This is a genomic window from Kitasatospora sp. NPDC101447 (assembly GCF_044767225.1).
GTDB lineage: Bacteria > Actinomycetota > Actinomycetes > Streptomycetales > Streptomycetaceae > Kitasatospora.
Genome location: NZ_JBIWNL010000062.1, coordinates 1 through 20,923, shown reverse-complemented (window position 1 = coordinate 20,923; position 20,923 = coordinate 1). Strand labels below are relative to the sequence as shown.

The window sequence follows — 20,923 nt, the reverse complement described above, 5'->3', positions numbered from 1 at the left end:
GCGTCCGGCGTTTCGGCACCAAGCCCACCGTCGGGTCCGATGCTGTCGGGCAGTTGACGGACTGGACAAGGAGTGAGGGTCACGAGGCCGATGCCGAAGGGGAGGCCCATGCTCCGCCGTCAGTTCGTCGAATTCCTGCTGCGGCGCCGTGAATCCACGCTCTACGGTGGGCAGATGACAGCGCCATGGACCCCGCTCACCCACCGCGACAGCGCTCCTGTACAGCTGCGCGAGGACGTTCCCGTGGCGTTGGAGACGCCGCTGCGCCAGTGGCTGCACAGCGCTGCCCGTCATCGAGGCGGTGGCGCGTGGCGGCGCGTCGCGGTGCGCTGCGACCTCGTGTTGGACCGGGACGACGACGAGAGCGACCGCAGGGGCATCGACTACGACGAGCGCCTCGCCTACTGGGCGCCTGCGGAACGGCTGCTCGAAGCCGTCGATGCGCTGCTCGACCTGCTGCCAGCCGACCCCGCTCCGGACCTGTTCCCGATGCTGATGCCACGGCGGACCTCCGCGCGCGAAGCACTGACTGGGCTGAAGCGCGTGGACCGGCGGGATCTGCAGGTGCTCCTCGATGACGCGCGCTCCCGATACACGATCCGCGACGACGGCAAGGCCCTGGTGGCCCGGGTCGACCCGGGGGTGGAGCACGCGGTGCGCGGTGCGATCGCGAGTGGGAGGCGCCCGGAACGCGGGTCGGCGTCCGAACACCTTGAGGAGGCGTTCGCCCGGGCCAACGCGGTGTCACCGGACCCGGTGGTGGCCTACAGCGAGGCGATCAAGGCGGTGGAGTGCGCGGCGCAGGCGACGCTGCAGCCGGCCCACAGGCGGGCGACGCTGGGCACGATGCTCGGCGAGCTGCCCAAGCTCAAGGACAGGCTGGTCTTCGAGATCGAGGGCAGGGCCCCGCATGACGGCATTGAGATGCTGGAGTCGATGATGGCGCTGCTGTGGAACGGCCAGACCAGCCGGCACGGCAAGCAGCATCCGACCGACCGGGAGACGGTGGCGGAGGCCGTGGTGGCGGTGCACATCGCTGCGGCTCTCGTCCAGTTCTTCTCCACCGGGGCGATTCGGCGTATGTAGCGTTCGGTACGTGGGCGTCGCGGCTGGATCTCCTGGCTCGCTCATCTCGACACTGGGAACACTTGGAGGCCGCCTCCCCCACGGGGATGACGACCTCCGGTGCTTTCTCAGGGCCCCCCGGCAGCGTACCGCCGGGCAAAGGAACACCGGCTCGGCCGGGGCGGTCCTACCAAGCCACCCGAGGCCTCAAGCTGCCCGATCTGCTCGGCGGTGAGTTTGTCTCGGCGGGCCTTCTGGTTGTTGAGCCAGCATCAACCGTGCGGTCATGGTGCAGCGCTCGTTGATCAACTCAATCGCCCAGCAGACCGCCGCCCGACGTGTGACGTCCGGCAGGTGGACCGGGCGGAGGCGGAATTCGGGCGGCCCACGATGCAGCCCAACAGCAGGGCCAATGTGGCCGACAGACGGTTGCTACGGTGGGTGGCACACGCGATTCGGGGGGTGGCCGATGACCGGCTTTCACGTCAAGCCAGCTGACATGCTGTTGTCCTCAGCGGGTTTCTCGGACCTGCAGAACTGGGCGTCGCAGATCTACAGCGGCCTCGTCGGCTCCTTGGACGCCGCCGCCGGGATGGCTGGGGACGACGAGACCGGCAAGAAGTTCGCAGCGAAGTACGACCCTGCCGCCCAGAAGCTGGTCGACGCGATGGCCCAGGCCGTCGCCCACCTCGGAGGCACCGCCAACGGGCTCTACACCATGGCGATCAACTACCTGCAGAGCGACAGCGACGTCGCCGCCACGATGATGGCCCCGCAGAAGCTTCCCGCATCCACCAACCCTCAGTGCGACCAGGAGCCCGTCAAGGCGAAGATCCAGTCCGCGGCGGGCCACACCGACAGCGGTGCCGTGCACGAGTTCCTGGCCAAGTTCTGGCCGCAAGGCGACCCGGCCCGCCTGCGTCAGGCGGCCAAGGACTGGAAGCACCTGGCGGAGCTGGCCAGCAAGCTCGGTACAGAGGGCGACATCCGGGTCCAGAGGGTCACCGCCACGAGCGAGTCGAACGCCGTCACCTCCTTCGTGCAGAACTGGACGAAGGTGCACGACGGCTGCGCGACGTCCGGGCCGCTGTTGAACAGCGTCACGAACGCGGCGTACAAGCTCGGCATGGCGTGCGAGGCCTACGCCCAGCAGATCGAGGACCTGCGCGACACACTGGAGAACCTGGCGATCGGTGCCGGCATCGTCGCGGGCGCCGGACTGGTCCTCACCTTCGTGTCGTTCGGACTCTCGGACGTTGCGGCTGCCGGCGGGGAGGCCGCGATCGCCGCGGAGGCCGGTGCGGCGGCAGTCGCCATGACCGCCGCGGTCGAGGGCAGCGCCGAGCTCGCGGTCCTGGCGGAGGCCGCGGCGATCGTCGAAGCGGCCGAGGCGAGCCTGATCCCGGTCGGCACTGCCCTGACCGCTGCGGCGGCCGGGACCGCGGTCGTACTGGCGGGCGCGACCGATGCGGCTGCGGCGGGCAAGCCCCCGGTGACGAACAACGTCACCGACCACCTGCCGCCGCTCCCACCCCTGCCGAACTCCGGATTCAAGGACCTGTCCCCAGCGGACCAGAAGAAGGTCGAGCAGTGGATGGCCGATGCCGAGGCAGCCACCGACCCGAAGCGCTCCAAGAAGGCGAACGACCCCGCGAACGCGAAAACCCCCGAGGACGCCGCCCGCCGCGCCTACCAGATCAAGGTTTCCGGCAGCCGCGAGTACAACATGTACACCACACTCGACAACCCGAAGATCCCCGACAGCGAGGCCACCCTCGACGCGGACGGCATCCGCCCCAAGGACGGCGCCGCCGTCGAGAGTAAGTACGTCGGACAGAAGGCCAACTGCAAGTCGCCCTTCCGCCTCGACAACGTCGACAACGTCTTCCCCATCGTCTACGAGAACGCCCTCGCCGATCAGACATGGGAGAACGCCCGGTACGCCAACGCCTTCAAGGACCCTCGGAACAAGCCGATCAACCATCTCGAAATCATCACCAACGACGAGAAGGCCGCCGCGTACTTCGATGCGATCATGGCAGCCGAGAAAGTCCCGGGCCGCACCCGGATCGAGAAGTAACCACACCCCAGCCCGACGGCAGGGCCACCTTGCCGCAACCGAGAGGAAACCGTGAGCGGCAAGTATCTCGTCATGCCGGACCAGGAACACGGCGGCTCCTGGGACTTCACCCCTGATCAGCTCGACCAGGTTCTCCGCAACAACTGGCCCCACGCTCGCCTGATGGGCCCGATTCCCCGCTTCAACGTCTACACACTCTCCGTCCCCTACCGGGACGAGCTCCGCGAGTTCAGCTACTTCGACGACCGCAAGTTCTTCTCCTTCGCCGACCAAGACCCCATCGACTTCCCCTTCCGTGTCGTCTTCACCCTGCTGATCGCCCTAGTCCCGGCACAGCAAGTGATGTGGACCGACGACTTCGGCGGCGATGTCCGCCACGCCGACCTATCAGTTGGCATCCACCAGCTCCTGCGGCCCTTCCAGTAGGCGCCCACCGGTTTGGTGGGCGCTCACCCTGTGGCCGGGCTTGGGGACCCGGCGGCTGGCCCGGCACAGGGGTCTGCGAGGCAGGTGCGAGCAACCGATCATCACCGCCATCTGCTGCGCCGCGTCGTACAGCGGGTACGCGGCGGGTTTGGCGGGAACGGATGCCCCGACGCCGCCCCCAGCAAGCGTGGTCCTCGCCGACACAGCCCGGTCTTCGCCGTGGTTCTCCGGAAGTTGTCGACATGCCGGTGCGCGCAGCAGAGTCGATCGCTGGCTCGAGCGCGTCGGGGCAGCCGTCCGTCTTCGTGACCGCCTGGACGATCCCGCTGCCTGGGAGCAGGAGCGGCGGGAGGGCGCGGGCTGCCGAGTCGGAGGCCGCGAACCACGGCGAGAGTAGGCCGATCCGGCCCCGGTGCTGCCCAGGTCCCGGGGCCGCGGCATGTCCGCGGCAGGGCTGTTCGAACAACGCACGCCCCTGCCTGGCCTGATTCCAGGAGTTGAACGGGCAGCGCGGCAGGCAAGCGGAACGAGGGCGGATCTGACCGCCGGGATGCCGCGCGGGTTCGGGTCATGGCATCTAAACGTCGGAATATGACGTTCCGTAAGTCTTTACCTTCGGGCCGTGAACCTTTCGTCTGTTCGAGGGATTTGATGCACCTATCAGCACAGCGCGCTCACGGCTCCCAGCAGAGCGTGATCATGCGCCGCTCCCTTGCCCAACGGAGAAGGATCCCCAAGGCCCATGTGCATCCATCCCCTCGTCCCGCCGCGGCCTGCCACCACAGTGCCCGCACCCGTTCTGCCCTGTCCCGGCCGCTCCCGCCGGCCGCGCGGCAGCGTGCCGGACCCGGCCGGGGAGGCGTCGTCGTGACCGAGCCGCCCTTCGCCGACACCGCCGACACCGCCGGCACCACTCCCGGCATCGAACTCCCCATAACCCTGGAGGCATTCCAGCGACTCCACGCCGACGCGTACTTCGACTACGCCTACGCCTGCCTCGGCGACGCCCACCTCGCCCAGGAACTCGTCAGCGAGGCCTTCATCGAGCTCGGCCACTGCTGGGAGCGCGTCCTGACCTACCCCCAGCCCGCCGCCACCGCCTGGGCCGCACTGCGCCACCTGGTGGAAGTGGAACGGGAGCACCGCGACCGGCTCGAAGAACGCGTCGCATTCAGAGTCGCGCTACGCCTCGAATGGGAGCCGTTCCTTGACGACCTGGACGCCATCACCGCCAGCGTGGACTGCCTCGAGGTCGGCATGGCGCTCGGCGCCGCCATCAAGGAGCTGCCAGCGGCGAAGTTCGACGTGATCGTGCTCCGTTTCGTCGTCGGCCTCAAGGTGGCGGACACGGCCCAGGCGATGGGCACCGACGAGGGCACGGTGAAGTCCCTGACGAATCAGGCCCGCACCAAGCTGGAGGCCCGGCTCCGATCCCGTCGGCTCCTTCGCCCCGGCACCACCAAGGAGGACCAGGAGTGACAGCGACACCCCACGAAGACGGCCCTGACTTCCCGAATGTCGGCCGCCTGCTCAACGCCGCGGGCCCCCTGCCCGCCGACCGTCCCCGCTACGACCTGGACGCCGGCCGCCGACACGTCGCCGAAGGGCTGGCCTCCCGCCGCATCGAGCGAGCCTTGGCCCCCACGCCCCAGCCGCTCCCGGGAACGGCGGGCATCCACGCCGACGCCCGCCGCGACCTGCGGGCCCTGGCCACCGTCGTCATCAACGAGCCCGGATCCTGGGAGGAAATCGAGACCCTCGCCAAGGACTGGGAACCCAACGGCGCCCTGATCTTCGGCTGCCTGCTCGACCTCTCCGGCCGACACCACTCAGCCACCTGGTGGTGGCAGTTCGCCGCCGGAGCCGGCAGCCACCTCGCCGCCTACTGCATGTACCTCCACCACCTGCGCCGCGGAGAACTGCGCGATGCCGAGAACTGGTTCCACCAGGCCGCCTGCCTGGAAGACGGCACCAGCGCCCCCATCGCCCCCAAACTCCCCGACCTCCCCGGCTACGCACGCCTGGCCTCCCGCCTGGCCCCACCCCTGCCCGACCCGGGCGCTCTGCCCCGACCCGACCGTGCCCTACGCGATGCGATCAACGGCCTGCCGCGCGAGGACGAGGCCGCCGGCCTCCTGAGCCTGCCCACGGACGCCATCGCCGACCGGCTCCAGGAACTCGCCTCCGCCACCCGCTGACCCACCCGACCCGCCCCGCCCGACCCACGCGGGCGGGCCCCACCGAACGGACAAGCCCATGAACCCCGCATACGACCCCGCCGCCCTCGCTCTGGCCACGTCCGCCACCGGATACCTCCTCACCATCACCGCCCTGGCGCTCACCGCCCTCACCGCCCCCAACCCCACGCGCCGCCGTGAAGCCCGCACCCTCCTCGCTCTGCTGCTCAACCGCCGATTCTGACCCGCGTCGGCGTCCGCTGGTGATCGCGGCCCGCCCGTGGCACCCCTCGCACCGGGTGGGCGGCTGGTCGGCTGTCCGCGGGCATCAGCAGGTCCGCAGTGAGGTCTGCCCGCCGAGGTAGGTGCGCGAGGGGCGTATCTCCGCGCTGGAGAACGGGTCAGCCAGTCCGGGCCAGGAACAGCTGCACGGCCATCGCCAGTTCGGTGGGAGGCTCACAGGTTGATCGATACGGCCCTGGGCCGGGGCGTGATCGTGCTTCTTGGGGGAAGCCGACCACGCCCAGCCGACTACGCGCCGTCTGAATCCCGTGCCCGCGTGTCTACCTGGCCGCCAACCAATCCCACAGCTGGGTAGCGGCCACAGCGGCGCCTCCCAAAGCAGCGGCTGTCGGCGCCCACCGGCGCAGTCCTCGCGTCAGGCGGACCGCTGCTTCCCGCAGCCGAGGCACGGTTTTGCCTTGACCTGTCATGCATCCCCTCCGATAGCAGAGCGGCGTTCCGGGCCGCCATGCGTGCCGCTCAGACGTGGCGGCGTTCCTGGTGATTGGTGTCGCCGGTTTCAACGAAACGGCAGCACCTTCAGCGTGCCTCTGGTGGGATGTGAGCAGGCGCCGCAGGTGATTGTTCGGTGGCTGCCACCGAACAATGTCGAGGACCCAGAGGGGGCAGAGACGAACGGGGGGACACGTCCGGGAGCCGGACGTCCGTGGGGATCTCTCAAAGGCAATAGTGCCGAAGCCAACGCCATCGCAGGCACCCTGCGGGGATGGATCCAGAACGCGAGCCTGACGGTCACGGAACTCCGTAACCGGCTTGTGCCGGAGCACTTCAGCAACCAGCGGGTGCCCGCAAAAGCGACGCTGTCGCAGTGGCTCGCCGGCCAGGGCTTGAAGTGGGACTTCGTCGAAGCCGTCGCCGAGGTGTGCTTCCCCGAAGGCGACGTCGCAGCGCTTCGTCTGCGCGAGCTGAGGCCGATCTGGGACCGCCAGTTCGTGGCATCCGCGCCGGGAGGGACTGACCCTTCCGGCCACGAGTCGATTGTCCATGCCCAGCGCCAGACTATCGAGCTTCAGGACCAGCTTCTCAGCGCTCGCGAAGCCCTGGCCAACAGTCTTCAGGCCGAGGCGACAGCCCGGCAGCTGATCATGGTGCTGCTTCAGATGATCAGCCAGCTTCATCTCCAGATCGGCGAACTCCAGCGGCAGACGGACATGCACCGGTCCGCCAGCCCCGGGGCGAGCGAGGACGAGCCTGACGATCGCCTGACGCGCTCCCAGGCCCATCTGGAGCAGGCAGAGAGAGAAAAGGAGCGAGCTGAGGCCAACCAGCGCCGAGCCTTCCAGCTGATAGACCAGGCCAACCGTGAGATCAATCGCCTGAAGGCTGAGTTGGCACGCGCTCATGCCATGCCCCAAGAGCCCGACGACAGCAGCGTCGCCGGCGATGGCCCCACGCTGGCAAAGCCTGACGGGACCGAGGGCTTCCTGGACGATGTTGACACGGCTCTCATGAAGGTCGCGCAGGTCAATGACGCTGGCGACCGCCTCACCCTCGACGCCCAGACAACCCTAGGCCTCGCACCGAACAATGCGCTGACCTCAGCAAACGCCCCGGACAATCACCGGATTGGTGCAGACAATCAGAACAATGACACAGAGAAGCCGGACGACCACACGCACGCTGCAGGCCGTCCCCCGCTTCCGGTGATCTCCCGGCTGGCAATGGTCTGCCAAGAGCTGGAAAACGCAGGAGCATCCGAGAGGACCATCGCCAGGCTGCTCGCCGCCAGCGTTCGCTCGCTCAGCCGACGCGCAGCCGCAGAGCTTGTCGTGGTCCAGCGTCGGCAAGGGCGATACGCAGCCGCGTCGGCGATCCTCGGTTCATTGGCGATGACGTGCACTGCAGAGGCCCTGCTGTCGACGCTGGACTATCTCACGGACGCTGACGCCTACCTCGCTCACCCCCTGCAGCACCGACACGAAGCACTGCGTACACCCTCGCGTCCCCGATCCACGAAGTCTTCGGCAGGTCAGGACCGACTCGGCCTCCTCCTTCTGGCTGGCCATTGGGCCCAGCCCGCAATCGTCACCGAACTGCTGCACCGACTGGAAACGTTGCGTCAGCCAGCGTACGCACGCATCCTGACCGGCGCCGCGGCCACCCGACAGCCCGCCGAGATAATGGCCCTGTTGCGCCGACTGCGGTCAGAGAACATGGAGGACGCCACCAGCGCGTTCCTGCAGCATGCCGCGAAGGTAATGTCTGTCCAGAGCATCTGTGTCCTGATGCGTTCCTTGGCTACCGCCGCATTTGACCTCGACGCCCAACTGCTGATGGCAACGGCGCTTCGACGTCCCACCCGGGAGGTCGCCAAATTCCTGGTCTATCTTGAGATGGCTGACCCGGAGGTCGCGCGCATAGCCTCGCGGGCAGCCTTTGGACAGAGCCGAGCGAACAGTGCCGAGTTGCAAGCTCACATCCATTACTTCGAAGAGCGTCGTTCCGTTTTTCAGCCCGCAGCTCGCTCTGCTGCCCAGCAGGAGCCGCCGATTCTCCTCGCGTCGGCCTACGCCGACGGCCCGGTGCTTGAGTCTCCGGCCTCTGACGCCGTTCCAGTTGCGCAGGATCCCTACGGTCCGGTGCCCCCATACGGAGCACCCTCCGCCATGGCGTCATCGACGACGCGAGTACGGATCAACATTCCAGGCGCGCGTCCCATCCCCCCAGTTGTGATTCGTTCCGGAGCCGACGACCAGACCCGTCTACCGCTGCCCATCAGGGCACCCCGCAGCAGTGGCCAAGGTTCCGAACTCCCGGTGCCTCACCGTGGTCCGGGCATCGGACCCACGCACACACCCAGTGAGCTGGCCGTCATGCAGCCATCCGAGATTGCCAGACTCGCCTCGGAGCTGTACACCGCTGGCAACATTGAGCAGGGCCACGTACTGCTTCAGAGAGCCGCAATCGTCTGCACACTGTCCGTGATCGGTGAGGCCATAGCGATCCTGCAGGCCTCCGGACACGACCCAGCCAAGGCCTTCAACGCCCTTCCCTATGTGCAATCAGGCCCCCTCCTCAAAGCCGCTGACGAGGCCAGACGACGGCTCCAGCAAGGAAAATCAGCACGCTCGACGGGCTTATGGAGCAAGCTCCTTCCGGGATCACGAGACCCCAAGGCCTGACCAACCACGCGAGCAGGTCGCCCCGCCGACGCGCCCGCCACGCACCCGCCACCCCTGGGCCCGGCCGTGGCGGCGCAGCGCGCCGTTTGCTCTCCCCGGCCGTGGGCGGGCAGGGCCAAGCCCGAGGCGAGGGGGGACTTCCTGTACTTCGGTCACCTCATGTACTGGAAGCTGGCCGGCCTGCGGAAGGCGTTCGAGTCTGACGACTTCCTTCCGGTGCTCAGCCGCCAGCGCGTCAACACCAGCCAGATCGTCCGGCGCAAGCACCGCTTCGTCCAGTACTCCTTCGCCGCCGCGGGCATCGGGGCGCTATTCGTCTTCGCCGCCTGGCTGTTCTCCTGAAGCCGGTTGGCTGGCCGCGGGCCGCAGCCGGCCCACGCGCAGGGGTGACGACCCTGGGACCCTGGCCCGTGAACAGGCGCCGCCCTGTCCCCGTTCCCCGTTCCCCCGTCAGTGTGTGGTGCGGCCGCTGGCGACCGCACCACACGAGCCGTCCTTCTCCTTCTTCTACGGGATCCGCTCAACCGGCCGTTGCGGGGGGCGGACCTGCTGGGGTATGGCTGGCGGACGTGACCGCCATCGCCGGACTGGGACCGGGGTGTCCACGGCCGTGATCGGTTCCCGCATCAGGGGCTCGAAGAGGAGCCGGGAACGGGTCACTGGCCGCCCCGTCCGGGCGACCGGGCGGCGCCGTCCCGGCCGGGACCGTTCCAAGCCCCTGAGGTGGTTCACCGTGCACACTCCCCCGTCTGGTTCGTCGTCGTCCCCTGAAGGCGGCGGAGCTTCCGTCGAGGACGCCCAGGAGGTGATCGGCGCGGTCGTCGCCTGGTGCAGTCGGGAGCTGCTGGCCGCCAGGCGCTCGGGTGACCAGCAGCGCCAGCAGGACCTGGCCGCGCAGCTGCAGGTGTGCGGCGAGGACCGGGCGCGGCTCGCCGATGCCGGGCCCGCGGAGATCGGCCGTATCACCGAGCTGTACACCGAGCGCCTGAAGTTCCTGGATGCCGCCGGGAACGGCTAGTCGCTGATGCCGTCGACGATGGTGAGCAGGAAGCTCGGGCCCTCGGCGGAGTCCGCCACGATCGAGTTGCGCAGATGGACCCGCCGGTAGCCGCCGTCCCGCCGGGACAGCCGCAGTTCCGCCCGGCCGCCTTCGAAGCTGGTGCGTTCCAGCAGCTCCCGGTCGTCGGGGTGGACCAGGTCGGCGAAGCTCTGCTGGCGCAGCACCGCCTGGGGGCGGCCGAGCAGCCGACAGAATGCGTCGTTGACCCTGGTCAGCTGGCCGCGCCCGGCGCCGTGCAGCTCGGTGATGGCCATCCCGCTAGGCGCGTACTCGAAGGCCTGCCGGAAGCCCTCCTCGCTGGCCCGCAGCGCCTGCTGTTCCTTCTCCAGCCGGGCCAGCGCGCGCTGCATCTCGGCCCTCAGCCGGGCGTTGCCGATCGCGATCGAGGCCTGCGCGGCGAACCTCTCCAGCGCCTGAAGCGATGAGGGGTCGGGTCGCTTGCCGTTGCGTGGACGATCGACCGACAGGACGCCGAGCAGGTCACCGCCAGCGCTGTACATCGGGGCGAGCAGCCAGTCGGCGGGGTGCCAGTCATCGGCCTGGACAGGCAACGGGCCATCGCCGATCCAGCGCGGGATGTCGCTGGCAACCGCCCAGTCGCGGTCATAGGGCAGGAAGCGCAGGAGGCCCAAGCGGTCGCTGACGTCAAGCAGCCGGTCCCAGGACTCCCGGGAGCCGACCTGGCCAAGCTGCACGGAGGGGCCGCCCATCGGGCTCTCCTCCAGCTCCCAGACGGCCGCCACCACGAGGTCGCCGTCCGGCCTGACCAGGCTCACCACGGCGACGTCGAAGCCGAGTCCGTGCACCGCGCCCTCGACGACGGCCTGCAGCGTGCCCGCCAGGCTGCGGGCAGCGTTGAGGCCCATGAGGATCCGGTGCGATGCGTCCGGGGCGACCAGGTCTTGAGAGCTGGCGGTTACCTTCTCAGCGTCCGCCTTCTCGCGTGCTTGGTCGCGCTCGTTCTTGAGGGCCTCTTCGGCGGCGATGAGGCGGGCTTCCAGCCGCAGGCACTTTTCCTCCGCGCCGTGCTTCAGCGTCTGGGCGCGTGCAAGCTCGGCACGCAGGGCCTCAAGCTCGGCTTTGAGGCCCCGGATCTCGTCCTTGAGCTCGTCCGAGCCGTGGGGCCCGGCGTAGATGTCGAGTTCTGAGGAGCCCGAGGCGTAGCGGTCTGCAGCCCAGTCGGTCTCCAGCTGCCGGTAGCGCTGTTCGGCCTGCCGCGCCCTGCCCTCGGCGACTTCCAGCTCGCGAAGCAGGGCACGCTCACGAACGCTGGCGCGGTGAAGCTCGCGTTCGGCAGCGCCGAGGCTCTCTCGGAGCTGGTCGAGCTGGTACTGGGAGGGGCTGCGCACCCGCAACGCCTCCAGACGCAAGTGGTGGGCCTGGCTTCGGACTCCGTTGGTGACGGGGTTTCCGTTGAGCTCCGTCACCTCTTCCAGGAGGGCGTCCACGAAGTTCGCAGGGGCGATCCGTTCGCCGCTGAGGAAGCGGGAGATTGACCCCTTGTCACGTTTCACGCGGGCGGCGAGCCGGGTCTGCGAGATGTTCAGCACCTCGAAGAGCTGGTTCAGGAAACTGACGAAGGCTTCGACCTCCGGCTCGTTCCCCCGGACACGCCGCCCGGGTTGCCCAGTCGGTTTCTCCAGCATGCCGCCCCCTCCTCAAGTTCTCCCCTGTTGCATCCAAGTGGCAACCGTTGCGGCTGGTGCAACACCGGCGTCCAGCGGAAGCGTAGGCGACGGGCGCAGACCGACCAGCGGCCACCGAAGCCCAACCACGGCGGCCGATGGCGGGTTCTGCCCCTGTCCTGTTGCTGCACGAGAGAGACGGAGAACAGAACGTGGACGAGCTGGACCTGCCAGGTGGGGCGCCGAGTTGGGACGGGGTGGAACGCCGGGCACGCTGCTCGCAACCACAAGATGTGGAGCCGGCCCGGGAGCCTGTCAGGCTGAACGGTGAGCGGCTGGGCCAACAGATCCTCGTGGGGATCGGATCCACGGTCGGCGCGAGCGCCGTGATCTGGGTGGTGGAGTTCCTCGCCTCCCACCTCGACGTCCACTGGCACTGACCCGCGCCGCGCTCGCGAAGCGTTGATCAGACCGGGCCCGGTGTCAGGTCAGCGGCCGCGGGCGGGGCCGCACGAGAGCCCTTGCTTGGTGGGGACGGGCAGAGCGGTCGGCGCCGAAGGCACCTCCAGTCCGCGCGGCCGCAGGGCATCAGGCATGAGCGGGAGGGCCTGGGCGCCGATGGCGACCAGGTCGTCGCGGTACTGCGGCATCGCGGCGTGCAGGGCGCGCTGGACGGCCCAGAACGCGGCCGCCTCCTCGTCGGTGTAGGGGCGCGCCTGCTCCGCGAGCAGGGCCAGTGCCGCCGCTGGGTGCCGTGGCCGCTGTCCGCTGGTGGGCCGGCTGCGGTACAGGGCTGTGCTGTCGCGCCGCATCACGGTGACCTGGTCCACTGCCGCCGACTCCTCCACGGCCGCGACGACGTCCGGCAGCACCCGGTAGTGCGCGTCGTGACCGGCGGCGGTGGTGAACCGGGCGGGAACATCGCGCCCGCTGGCCCGGGCGTAGCGGTGGGCGGTGCCCTGGCGGGAGTCGGCCGCGCGCACGGCCAGGACAAGGAGCTCCACCCGGTACCCGGCCCGCCGGAAGGCCTGCGTGCCGGAGGCGAACCAGGCTGGGTCGGCGGGGGTGGTCTCGATGACGAGGTTTCCGCGGCGCTCGCGCACGTGGGCCTCGGCCTTCGCCTGCCAGGCCCGGTAGTCGGCGCGGATCGGCTCCGAGGCCCGGCGCGGATCGGTGCGCAGCAGGTCCAGGTAGTCCGGGTGCAGGACTTTGAAGTGGTCGCCGGCCAGGTGCACCGGCCGGTCCAGACTGCGGTGGACTAGGTGCGCGGCCCGGGTCTTGCCCGCGCCGGGCTGCCCGGCGACGTAGACCACCACCGGCTGCTCCTGGGAAACGACCGAGCTCAGCATCGACGGCACGACCACCGCGTCGAAGACGAACGCGTGCTCATCTGCTGACAGCCGGTGGTAGTCCACCCCGGGCGCCTTCCGCAGCGGCTGGGCGGTGCGGCGCACCGGCTCGGCCAGCGCCGCGGCCCGCTCAGCGTCCCGGCCGACCGCCAGCGCCCAGTCCCCGGGCATCCGGGGCCCGCCCGCCCGCCGCTCGCAGGCAGCCAGATCCCGGCGGAACCTCCCGGTCTCCACCGCGTCCCACGGGCGGGTCCGCTCGGCGACCACGGCCTGGGCCGCGCGCGCCGGGCTCACCCAGCGCCCGTCGGCGCCGAGCTCGTTGGCGTACACGCTCTCCAGTACCGCCTGGGTGCCGCGCCGCACCACGAGGACCCGCTCGGCCAGGTGCCTGGCCTCGACCGCGGCGAGCGTCGTGGGCAGCGCGGCGGCGCAGGCGTCGTGGTTGTCCCAGGCCACGTAGCGGGGCCTGCCCTCGGAGGCCAGGCGCAGGTAGCGGTCCAGGACACCGAGCTGGCTGAGCGCCTCGGGCACGGCCAGGGCAACGATCTCCACGCGGTAGCCCGCCTGCCGGTACGCGGCGATCTCGGCGAGGAACTCCTCGGGGCGGCCCAGGGCCGCTTCGACCACCGCGTCGTACCGGTCCTGCCGCAGGCGCGCCTCCAGCTGGGCCTGCCACCCGTAGGTGTCAGTGCGCACCCGCACCCCGGCCGTGCGTACGTCCTCGGCGAGGAATCGCGGGTAGTCGGGGTGGACGGCCTTGTAGGCGTCGCGGTCCACCCGCACCGCGCCACCCCGGCGCGCGAGCGCCGCGTGCACCAGGTCCACGACGAGCGTCTTGCCGCTGCCGGCCTGCCCGAGCACGAACACCACCACTGGGCATTCCTGCGGCACGGCTCCACGTAGCAGGGCGGGCACGACCTCCGCGGCGAGGACGCGCGTGCTCGCGTCCGGGGCGAGAGCGGCGTCTAACGCTTCCGTCACCTACGGCTCCAGACGGGGGTCGTCGATGTAGACGGCGACGATCCCGGGCGGGTAGAGATCCGGATCGGCCGTCAGGATCAGGTGCTGCTGCGGACGCACCGGGGTCGGCAGACTCGCCGCGATCGCGTGCGCCGAACCCTGCCCCCCGAATCCGTCCCGCACCATCGTCGCCACCATCATGGCGGTGGTCGCGTCGAGCGCCTCGAACTCCAGCGAGGGCAGCGCCAGCACCGCCTGCGCGGCACCCTCGTCCTTGATCTCGGCCTCCATCAGACACAGCACCGGCACCAGCAGATGCTGGAACGGGCTCTTCAACGCCGAGTCCACAATCCGGTGCAGACGCGGGTGACCGGCAGCCAGCGCGGACACGGCACTCGAATCCAGAATGATCACGCGCTGCGCCTCGGGGTGACCTTCGCGCGGGCGTCGGCTGCGGCGATGTCGTAGACCCGCTGCAGCAGGTCCGGGCCCTCGTCCAGCTCCGTGTCGGTGAGCGTCATCCCGAAGTGCTCCCGCAGAAGCCGACGGCCCTCGGCAACGCGCTCCGCGATCTGCTCCGCGGTGGGCTGCGCTGCCACCAGCCGGGCCACCTGGGCGCCGATCGTGGTGCCGTCGGCCGCCGCGAGAGCGGCCAGCCGGTCACGTGTATCAGGGGAAACCTTGATCGTCGCATCAGCCATACCGCGATCGTACACCGCTGGTATACCAGCGGTGTACCAGCTGGGGAATGGCCCGTGAGGGCTGTCGATCCGCTCGCCGCGACTACCGATTCGATCTTGGTGAAAGTTTGCGTGCCGATGTGACGCGGGCTCCCGCGGCTGGTTGCGCTGGCCGGGTGTCGGGAGGGGTCTGTGCGTGGACCCATGGGCCGTCGGCCGGGCCATGGCAGGTCTGCAGCAGGATGGCGCTCCTCTCGCCCACGGCAGGGGGGATCCGGGTTTACCCGTCGTCGTCCACGGGTCTGCCCGGTCCGATGCCGAGGTAGTAGGCGAGGGCCTCGGGGGCGGAGTCGATCATGTCCTGCTGCTCCTCGGCGGTGGGGCGTGGCCGGTCGTAGCACTGGATCGAGCAGGCGCCCCAGGGGTTCCAGGCGGTGGTGCGCCCGCAGGCCTGGCAGGTCATCGTCGCGGTCCGGGCCATGATCCACCTCCGCTGCCCTGCTCACCTCATCCCTTCCACGGTAGGCGCGGCGGGCGGGGGCCGGAGCTGACGTTTGATCACTCGAACCGAATATCGAACAATTGTTCCCATGATCGCTGACGTGCCGTTCTCCCGCCCGCAGCGCCCGCCCGGGCAGCCGGGCGACGCCGAGCGGGCACCGAGGGAGCTGATGATGCTGCCCGGCCTGCACCACGACGTGCGGCGCTGGCGGCTGGTCGAGGTCCGCCGCGCCGGCGTGTGGACGCCGGCCCTGCTCACGGTGTGGCGGCGCCCACCGGGCAGCACCCGCTGGGTCGTCCACCTCCGCTGGGGCCCGGACGGGCCCGGCCCGGGCGAGGAGTGGGCCTGGATGCTGTTCGACGAGGCGACGATCCGCCCCCTGCCCGAACCCGCCCAGCCCATCCCGCCGCGTGACGCCGTCGCCGTACCGCAGGAGATGACCGGCACACCCGCGACCGACAACTCAGGCCGCTGCTGGCGCCTGGCCTGGATCCGCACCGACGGCCGCTGGCGCTCCGCCCTGGTCACCGAGCAGCGCCGCCCCGCACCCGGCCTGCCCTGGATCGTGGACGCCCGCTGGGGCGAGGACCGCCAGACAGCCTGGCTGGTCGCCGACCCGGCCACGGTGCGCCCGATTGCCACCGGGCCGCAGGCCTGCGCGACGACCGACCGCACACCCGGTCCGGCGGACCAGGCCGCCGCCTCCGGGGATCCGCGGTGAGCGTGCGGATCGCCGCCGTACCGGACACGGCGGCGCCCACGACCGGTGCCCGGCTGGCCGGCCTGCTGGAGGAGACCAGTCCCAGGGCGCGCCGCGCCCGCGTCGAGGCCGCGACCCGGCCGGTCCTGCCAGCACTGGAACCCCTGCTGCCCGACGGCCGCCTGCCCAAGGGCACCGTCATCGAGGTCCTCGACCACGCACTGCTCCTCGCGACCGCCGCAGGACCGGCCGCCGCGTCAGACCTGCTCTGGACCGCGATCATCGGCTGGCCCGAAGCCGGCCTCGCCGCCGCCCGCTCCTACGGCCTCCCGTGGGAGCGCACTCTCCTCGCCGACCACCCCGGTGACCAATGGGCCGAAACCGCCTCCGTCCTCGCCGACGCCTGCGACACGATCATCCTGCGTCCCACTGGACCACCGGCTCCGCGCCAGCTCGCCCGCCTCGAACAACGCCTACGCACCACCGGCGCCACCCTCCTGACCCCCACCCCCTGGCCCGGCACCGCCGACCTGCGCCTGACGGTGGGGGATTCGTCCTGGAGCGGGATCGGTGACGGGTACGGGGCGCTGGAGTCCCGGGCGGTCACCGCCCGGTGTACGGGGCGGGGCAGAGCGGCCCGGCCGCGTGAGGCACGTCTGCTGCTGCCGGACGTGGACGGCGGCGTGAGCACGGCGGTCGCGAGCCCGGCGGCGCAGCTGCCTGCTGAGGTCAGGGCCGCCGGGTGGTGAGAGCGGTGCCCGGTGCCGTCGGGTGGCGCCGGTCCTGACGTCGGCCTGAGCTCCGGGCGCTGATCGTCCAGTACTCGCCTTTCTCCCTCCTGCCGGGCAGTCCGGGAGCCGGTGCAGTCCGGCCGGATCCGGTCCGGGCGTGCCGCCTGGTGTGCGACGATCCGCACAGCGACGGGAGGGAGAGCGGCTGTGGAGCAGCGGGGACGGGCGTACGAGAGGGCGCTGGAGATCGCCGCGGGGGATGTCCGCGCCGAGGTGGTCGATGTGGTGGCGATCGCGCTGGAGGGTCTGGGCGAGGGCGGCCACGATGTGCCGCTGGGCGGCTGGTGCGGTTCCTGGGCGACGGGCTGCGCGGCCGGGTCCGCGGTGACGAGGGCGTGGACGTGCTGGAGGGGGCGTTCGCGGTGGTCTCGCTGGCGCTGGCGGCCGAGCGCGGCGCCTGGGGCCGGGACGAGGCCGTGCGGATCACCGGCGGTGAGTACCAGGGGCGGGCCGGGCTGGTCGACGTCTCGCTGTGGGAGCCGGACCCCGAAGGGGAGGACGTGCTGCCGGGCCCGCCGGGTGCCTACCGGGTCCGGCTGGACGGGGCCCTGACGGTGGAGGTGCCGGCCGGGGCCCTGCGGGCCGCGACCCCGGCGCGGGACCCGGAGGCTTTCCTGGATGTCACGTTCCCTGGCGTCTGGTTCGGGTGCGTGGTCTGGGGCGACCGGCTGGTGCGCTGGCACGCCGAGCGCCGCTCCGGCGAGTGGGCGCCGCTCGACCTCGGGCCGGACCCGATGGACACCGTCGCCAGAGCGGCGCTCCTGTTGTCGGCCGCGCTGTGGGACGCGGCCAGGACCGCGGGGCTGGACGAGCCGTCCGACGGCTCCGCACTGCTGGACCTGTCCCTGGCCGAGGTTGCCGCGCTCGTGAACGGCACCGACGACGCGACCACCGTGGACATGTTGGAGCGGACCCGGCCGGACTTCGCTGCCACCGCCCGGGTGCTGGAGGACCTGCGGGCGCTGTGGAGCCTTTACGCCGATGTCGAGGACTTGGTTCGGCGCCGCCGGGTTCAGCGGCTCGCGCACGTCATCGTGGTGGGTCACCAGGCTGCGGGGATGCGGTTGGGGACCGATCCGGCCGAGTACCTGACGGGCCGTTCGGTCGTGCGGCTGCGCGATCGCCTCGCGGACCTCGGCCCCTGGGAGCAGGAACGGCGGGCCCGGGCGTGGGCCGGGGACCTGGCGGCCCGGCTCGGCGGCGAGGCGGGTTAGGTCGCGCGGATCCTTGCCGTGACGACGCCCGCCGGCCCGCTGCGGCTGCAGGACGGCCCGCGGGCGGACACATGGCGAAGGGTGTCTCGGGCCGTTCCTCGCGGGACTGTATGGGTGAACCCAGCCACGGCGGTCGTCAATGGTCGTTGGTCCTGGTGGGTGCCGGCGTGGGAGAGACCGGCCCGGGTGGCAGGGCGACACCAAACCCGGGACACCGATCCCGCAGCAGTACCGGCCGGGACGCAGGATGGCGATTCCAGGCCTGGCGCCGTGGAAGGCCCGGGCCATGGCGACGGCGATCGAGCTCGGCCTGGCCGGCGGCATCATGACCGCCTACACAGCCGCCCTCTACATCGCGAAGCCCGCCTTCGCCGTCCTCCAGGTCGTCGGCATGCTCGTCGGCTGGGACCTGCGGACCGCCCTCGCCTCCGCCTACTGGCTGATCGGCGGCGTCTTCCTGGTGTGGCAGTGGGCAGTGCGCGGGACCGGCGAGTCCATCGGCCAGCGCCTGATGGGCATCGTCACTGTCGACGAGGAGCCCCGGTCGGCCCGGCCCGCTCCAGTATCCGCAGCCTCGCCCACGTCCTCGACCTCCTGCCCGCGTTCGCCGGCTACGCCAGCCCGGTCACCCACCCGCGCCGGCAGACCTGGGTGGACACCGTCAGCCGCACCGTCGTGGTCCAGCGGTCGCTGATCAACGCCATGGGGTGCTCCACGCCAGTCTGTGGGTGCTGCTCCAGCACGCCGATCTCGCCCCGGGAGGCGCTAAGGGTTCTCGTACGCCGCGTCCGGTGTGCGCAGCGGGCGCGTGGTGGTGGCGAGGTAGTGGGTGGGGTCCCGGGTGCGGTTGTGGGTGGTGTCGTGCGCCTGGGAAGGGCTCGGGAAGGCGGGTGGCCGCGGGCATGGCGGATGGTGGTCGTGGCTGGCTGGCTGGCGTGGCACCGCGGCGCGGGAGCGGCGGGCGGAGCTGTGGCTGCTGGACGCGCAGGGCACATGATCTGGCCGGTCGAACGGCAGCCGAGGGACCGGGAGCCGCGGGGCGCGATCCGCTTGAGGTGGTCCGGGACACCGGACCGTGACGGTGCGCGCTGTCTACGAGGCGGTGCGTCGGGGTCGTCCGGCTTGTTCGAGGGCGTGCTGGAGCTGGTCGCGGGTCATGATGGAGCGGTGGTGGATGTCGAGGCTGGTGGCGCGCTGGTAGAGCTCGGCCTTGGTGAGCTGGGACAGCTGCCGCTTGCCGGTCGCGCTGGTCCGCTTGCCCGCGGCCCCGGCGTGCTTCGACGTGGACTTGGCCGCGGTCCCCTTGGTGCTGCCGGTGGCCTTCGTGCTGGTGGTCTTGGCGGAGGTGCTCTTCTTTCCGCCGGTTTGCTTGGGGGAGTGGCTGGCGCGGGCAGCGTGGGCCCGGCGGGCGGGCTCGGCCGCCGGGGGTTTGTCGGCCTGGTCCTGGTCGTGGCTTTTGTCTTTGCGGGCGGTGTCGAGGCTGCGGCGCAGGGCGTCCATGAGGTCGATGACGTTGGTGGCTTCGGGGGCGGGGCCGGTGGAGACGGCGATCTGGCGGCCGGCGAGTTTGTCCTCGACGAGCTTCTTCACCTGTTCTTCGTAGGTGTCGTGCCAGGCGTCGGGCTGCCAGTCGATGGCGAGCATGCCGATCAGCTGCTCGGCGGTCTGGACCTCCTGCGCGGTGAGGGTGGTCTTCTCGGGGAGGTTGTCGACCTCGCGGTGCGGGTCGCGGACCTCGTCGGCGAAGTGCATGGTGTGCAGTTCCAGCAGTCCGTGGTCGGAGCGCACCGCGGTGAGGTACTCCTTGCCGCGCATCGCGAACATCGCCAGCCCGGCCTTGCCGGCGTGTTCCAGGGCTTCGACCAGCAGCGCGTAGACCTTCTGGTACTCCTTGCCGCGCGGGCCGAGGTAGTAGGTGCGGTCGAAGAAGATCGGGTCGACGTCGGCGAGGTCGACGAACCCGGCGATGTCGATCGTCCGGCTTCGGCCGGGGGAGATCTGTTCCAGTTCGTCGGGTTCGACGATCACGTACTCGCCGTCGGTGACCTCGTAGCCCTTCACGATGTCGGCGAACTCGACCTCCTGGCCGGTGCGCTCGTTGACGCGCTTGTTGCGTACCCGGTCGGAGGTGCCGCGTTGCAGCTGGTGGAAGCGCACGTCGTGGGACTGCGTGGCGGTGTAGAGGGCCACGGGGACGGTGACCAGGCCGAACGTGAGCACGCCGGTCCACATGGGTCGGGCCATCGCGAGGCCTCCTTCTCCGTGCCGGGCCCGCCGCCGGTGCCGGGGGCGGGTCACGGCCAGCGTCACCCGCTCGCGGGCCAAGCGCACGCGGGGCTGCGCCTGGCGGGCGCCGCCGCGTGGATGGGACCGACAGGGAAGGTGCGGCGCCGCCGCTCTCCCAGGCGCCTGGGCAGCGGGATCCGGTCCGAACCCTGGAACAGAGGGCCAGCGACACTCCCCTCGGGGTGGCTGACCTGGGCTGGCTCGGCCGCCAGCCCAGGTCAGCCACCCTTCGGACTGGTCGCGTTCCTACGGCCCGACACTCGTGAGGGCCTCTCAGGAGCAGCTGCCGGCCGGACGGTACGTGCCGTCGGAGGTCGCGCATCGGCGGTCGGGGTGCGTGGTCGCCGTAGCGGATCCGGTGCACGTCCCGCTCTCTCGGCCTGCGCGAAATGCGGGGCATGGCGGCGTTCGCTGGGGGCTCGATCCGATCGAGCGTAGTTCGTTGGCATCGAGTGACAGGCTGTGCCCTCTTCTGCCGGTCCGCCAGCCCTTGGGTCCGGCCCGAACCACTCCTTAGGCCACATCGGGGAACTATTCGATTGTGTGCGTTCATCCGGAATTAAAGAATCCCCCAAATCGATCC

At 70.6% G+C, this 20,923-nt stretch carries 19 protein-coding genes and 1 pseudogene; 14 read left to right on the top strand and 6 right to left on the bottom strand.

Going from position 1 to position 20,923, the window contains the following annotated elements:
* The first annotated feature begins 108 nt into the window (after window positions 1-108).
* From ACIRST_RS41230 to ACIRST_RS41190, 9 genes are all read left to right on the top strand, one after another.
* Window positions 109-1,086, top strand: a complete 978-nt coding sequence (locus ACIRST_RS41230; RefSeq protein WP_402809668.1) for a hypothetical protein — start codon at window positions 109-111, stop codon at window positions 1,084-1,086.
* A 478-nt stretch (window positions 1,087-1,564) separates the two neighbouring features.
* On the top strand, window positions 1,565-3,145 hold the full coding sequence (locus ACIRST_RS41225; RefSeq protein WP_402809665.1) for a restriction endonuclease fold toxin-2 domain-containing protein: 1,581 nt from the start codon (window positions 1,565-1,567) through the stop codon (window positions 3,143-3,145).
* 162 nt (window positions 3,146-3,307) lie between these two features.
* Entirely contained in the window at window positions 3,308-3,571 is a 264-nt protein-coding gene (locus ACIRST_RS41220; RefSeq protein WP_402809662.1) for a hypothetical protein, read from the top strand.
* An 867-nt stretch (window positions 3,572-4,438) separates the two neighbouring features.
* The gene (locus tag ACIRST_RS41215; protein WP_402809660.1) at window positions 4,439-5,050 is read left to right on the top strand and encodes an RNA polymerase sigma factor; all 612 of its coding nucleotides are present in this window, start codon (window positions 4,439-4,441) and stop codon (window positions 5,048-5,050) included.
* Window positions 5,047-5,769 (top strand): hypothetical protein, encoded by a 723-nt coding sequence (locus tag ACIRST_RS41210; protein ID WP_402809657.1) that lies wholly within the window; start codon window positions 5,047-5,049, stop codon window positions 5,767-5,769. The genes ACIRST_RS41215 and ACIRST_RS41210 overlap by 4 nt, the downstream gene beginning before the upstream one ends.
* 58 nt (window positions 5,770-5,827) lie before the next feature.
* Window positions 5,828-5,992 carry a hypothetical protein gene (locus tag ACIRST_RS41205; RefSeq protein WP_402809656.1) on the top strand — a complete coding sequence of 55 codons (165 nt, stop codon included), beginning with the start codon at window positions 5,828-5,830 and terminating at the stop codon, window positions 5,990-5,992.
* Window positions 5,993-6,584: 592 nt separating this feature from the next.
* Complete coding sequence (locus tag ACIRST_RS41200; RefSeq protein WP_402809653.1) at window positions 6,585-9,173, top strand: hypothetical protein; 2,589 nt, start codon at window positions 6,585-6,587, stop codon at window positions 9,171-9,173.
* 66 nt (window positions 9,174-9,239) lie between these two features.
* A complete protein-coding gene (locus ACIRST_RS41195; RefSeq protein ID WP_402809651.1) occupies window positions 9,240-9,515 on the top strand; it encodes a Pycsar system effector family protein in 276 nt (91 codons plus the stop codon).
* A gap of 391 nt (window positions 9,516-9,906) precedes the next feature.
* The gene (locus ACIRST_RS41190; RefSeq protein WP_402809648.1) at window positions 9,907-10,191 is read left to right on the top strand and encodes a hypothetical protein; all 285 of its coding nucleotides are present in this window, start codon (window positions 9,907-9,909) and stop codon (window positions 10,189-10,191) included.
* On the opposite strand, the pseudogene ACIRST_RS41185 reads toward ACIRST_RS41190, so the two are convergent.
* A pseudogene (locus tag ACIRST_RS41185) lies at window positions 10,191-11,132 on the bottom strand (PAS domain S-box protein); the annotation flags it as partial. The gene ACIRST_RS41190 and the pseudogene ACIRST_RS41185 overlap by 1 nt on opposite strands.
* 938 nt (window positions 11,133-12,070) lie before the next feature.
* Between ACIRST_RS41185 and ACIRST_RS41180 the strand changes: the two are divergent.
* A complete protein-coding gene (locus ACIRST_RS41180) occupies window positions 12,071-12,298 on the top strand; it encodes a hypothetical protein (protein WP_402809645.1) in 228 nt (75 codons plus the stop codon).
* Window positions 12,299-12,346: 48 nt separating this feature from the next.
* Here the strand turns inward: ACIRST_RS41180 and ACIRST_RS41175 are convergent, their stop codons facing one another.
* From ACIRST_RS41175 to ACIRST_RS41160, 4 genes are all read right to left on the bottom strand, one after another.
* Window positions 12,347-14,188: a zeta toxin family protein gene (locus ACIRST_RS41175; protein ID WP_402809642.1), complete on the bottom strand. Its 1,842-nt coding sequence runs from the start codon at window positions 14,186-14,188 to the stop codon at window positions 12,347-12,349.
* Window positions 14,189-14,581, bottom strand: a complete 393-nt coding sequence (locus ACIRST_RS41170) for a hypothetical protein (protein ID WP_402809639.1) — start codon at window positions 14,579-14,581, stop codon at window positions 14,189-14,191.
* A complete protein-coding gene (locus tag ACIRST_RS41165) occupies window positions 14,578-14,868 on the bottom strand; it encodes a hypothetical protein (protein ID WP_402809637.1) in 291 nt (96 codons plus the stop codon). The genes ACIRST_RS41170 and ACIRST_RS41165 overlap by 4 nt, the downstream gene beginning before the upstream one ends.
* Window positions 14,869-15,127: 259 nt before the next feature.
* Window positions 15,128-15,328 (bottom strand): hypothetical protein, encoded by a 201-nt coding sequence (locus ACIRST_RS41160; protein WP_402809634.1) that lies wholly within the window; start codon window positions 15,326-15,328, stop codon window positions 15,128-15,130.
* A 109-nt stretch (window positions 15,329-15,437) separates the two neighbouring features.
* Here ACIRST_RS41160 and ACIRST_RS41155 point away from each other — a divergent pair, with 109 nt between their 5' ends.
* The 4 genes from ACIRST_RS41155 to ACIRST_RS41140 all read left to right on the top strand — a co-directional run bounded on the left by ACIRST_RS41155 (window position 15,438) and on the right by ACIRST_RS41140 (window position 18,748).
* Window positions 15,438-16,070, top strand: coding sequence for a hypothetical protein (locus ACIRST_RS41155; protein WP_402809631.1), 633 nt, complete (start codon window positions 15,438-15,440; stop codon window positions 16,068-16,070).
* Entirely contained in the window at window positions 16,067-16,798 is a 732-nt protein-coding gene (locus tag ACIRST_RS41150) for a hypothetical protein (protein ID WP_402809629.1), read from the top strand. The genes ACIRST_RS41155 and ACIRST_RS41150 overlap by 4 nt, the downstream gene beginning before the upstream one ends.
* Before the next feature lie 326 nt (window positions 16,799-17,124).
* Window positions 17,125-18,054: a hypothetical protein gene (locus tag ACIRST_RS41145; protein ID WP_402809626.1), complete on the top strand. Its 930-nt coding sequence runs from the start codon at window positions 17,125-17,127 to the stop codon at window positions 18,052-18,054.
* Between the two features lie 247 nt (window positions 18,055-18,301).
* Window positions 18,302-18,748 carry a hypothetical protein gene (locus ACIRST_RS41140; protein WP_402809624.1) on the top strand — a complete coding sequence of 149 codons (447 nt, stop codon included), beginning with the start codon at window positions 18,302-18,304 and terminating at the stop codon, window positions 18,746-18,748.
* Window positions 18,749-19,146: 398 nt separating this feature from the next.
* Here ACIRST_RS41140 and ACIRST_RS41135 read toward each other — a convergent pair whose 3' ends face one another.
* A complete protein-coding gene (locus ACIRST_RS41135; protein ID WP_402809622.1) occupies window positions 19,147-20,298 on the bottom strand; it encodes a Ku protein in 1,152 nt (383 codons plus the stop codon).
* Between the last annotated feature and the right edge of the window lie 625 nt (window positions 20,299-20,923).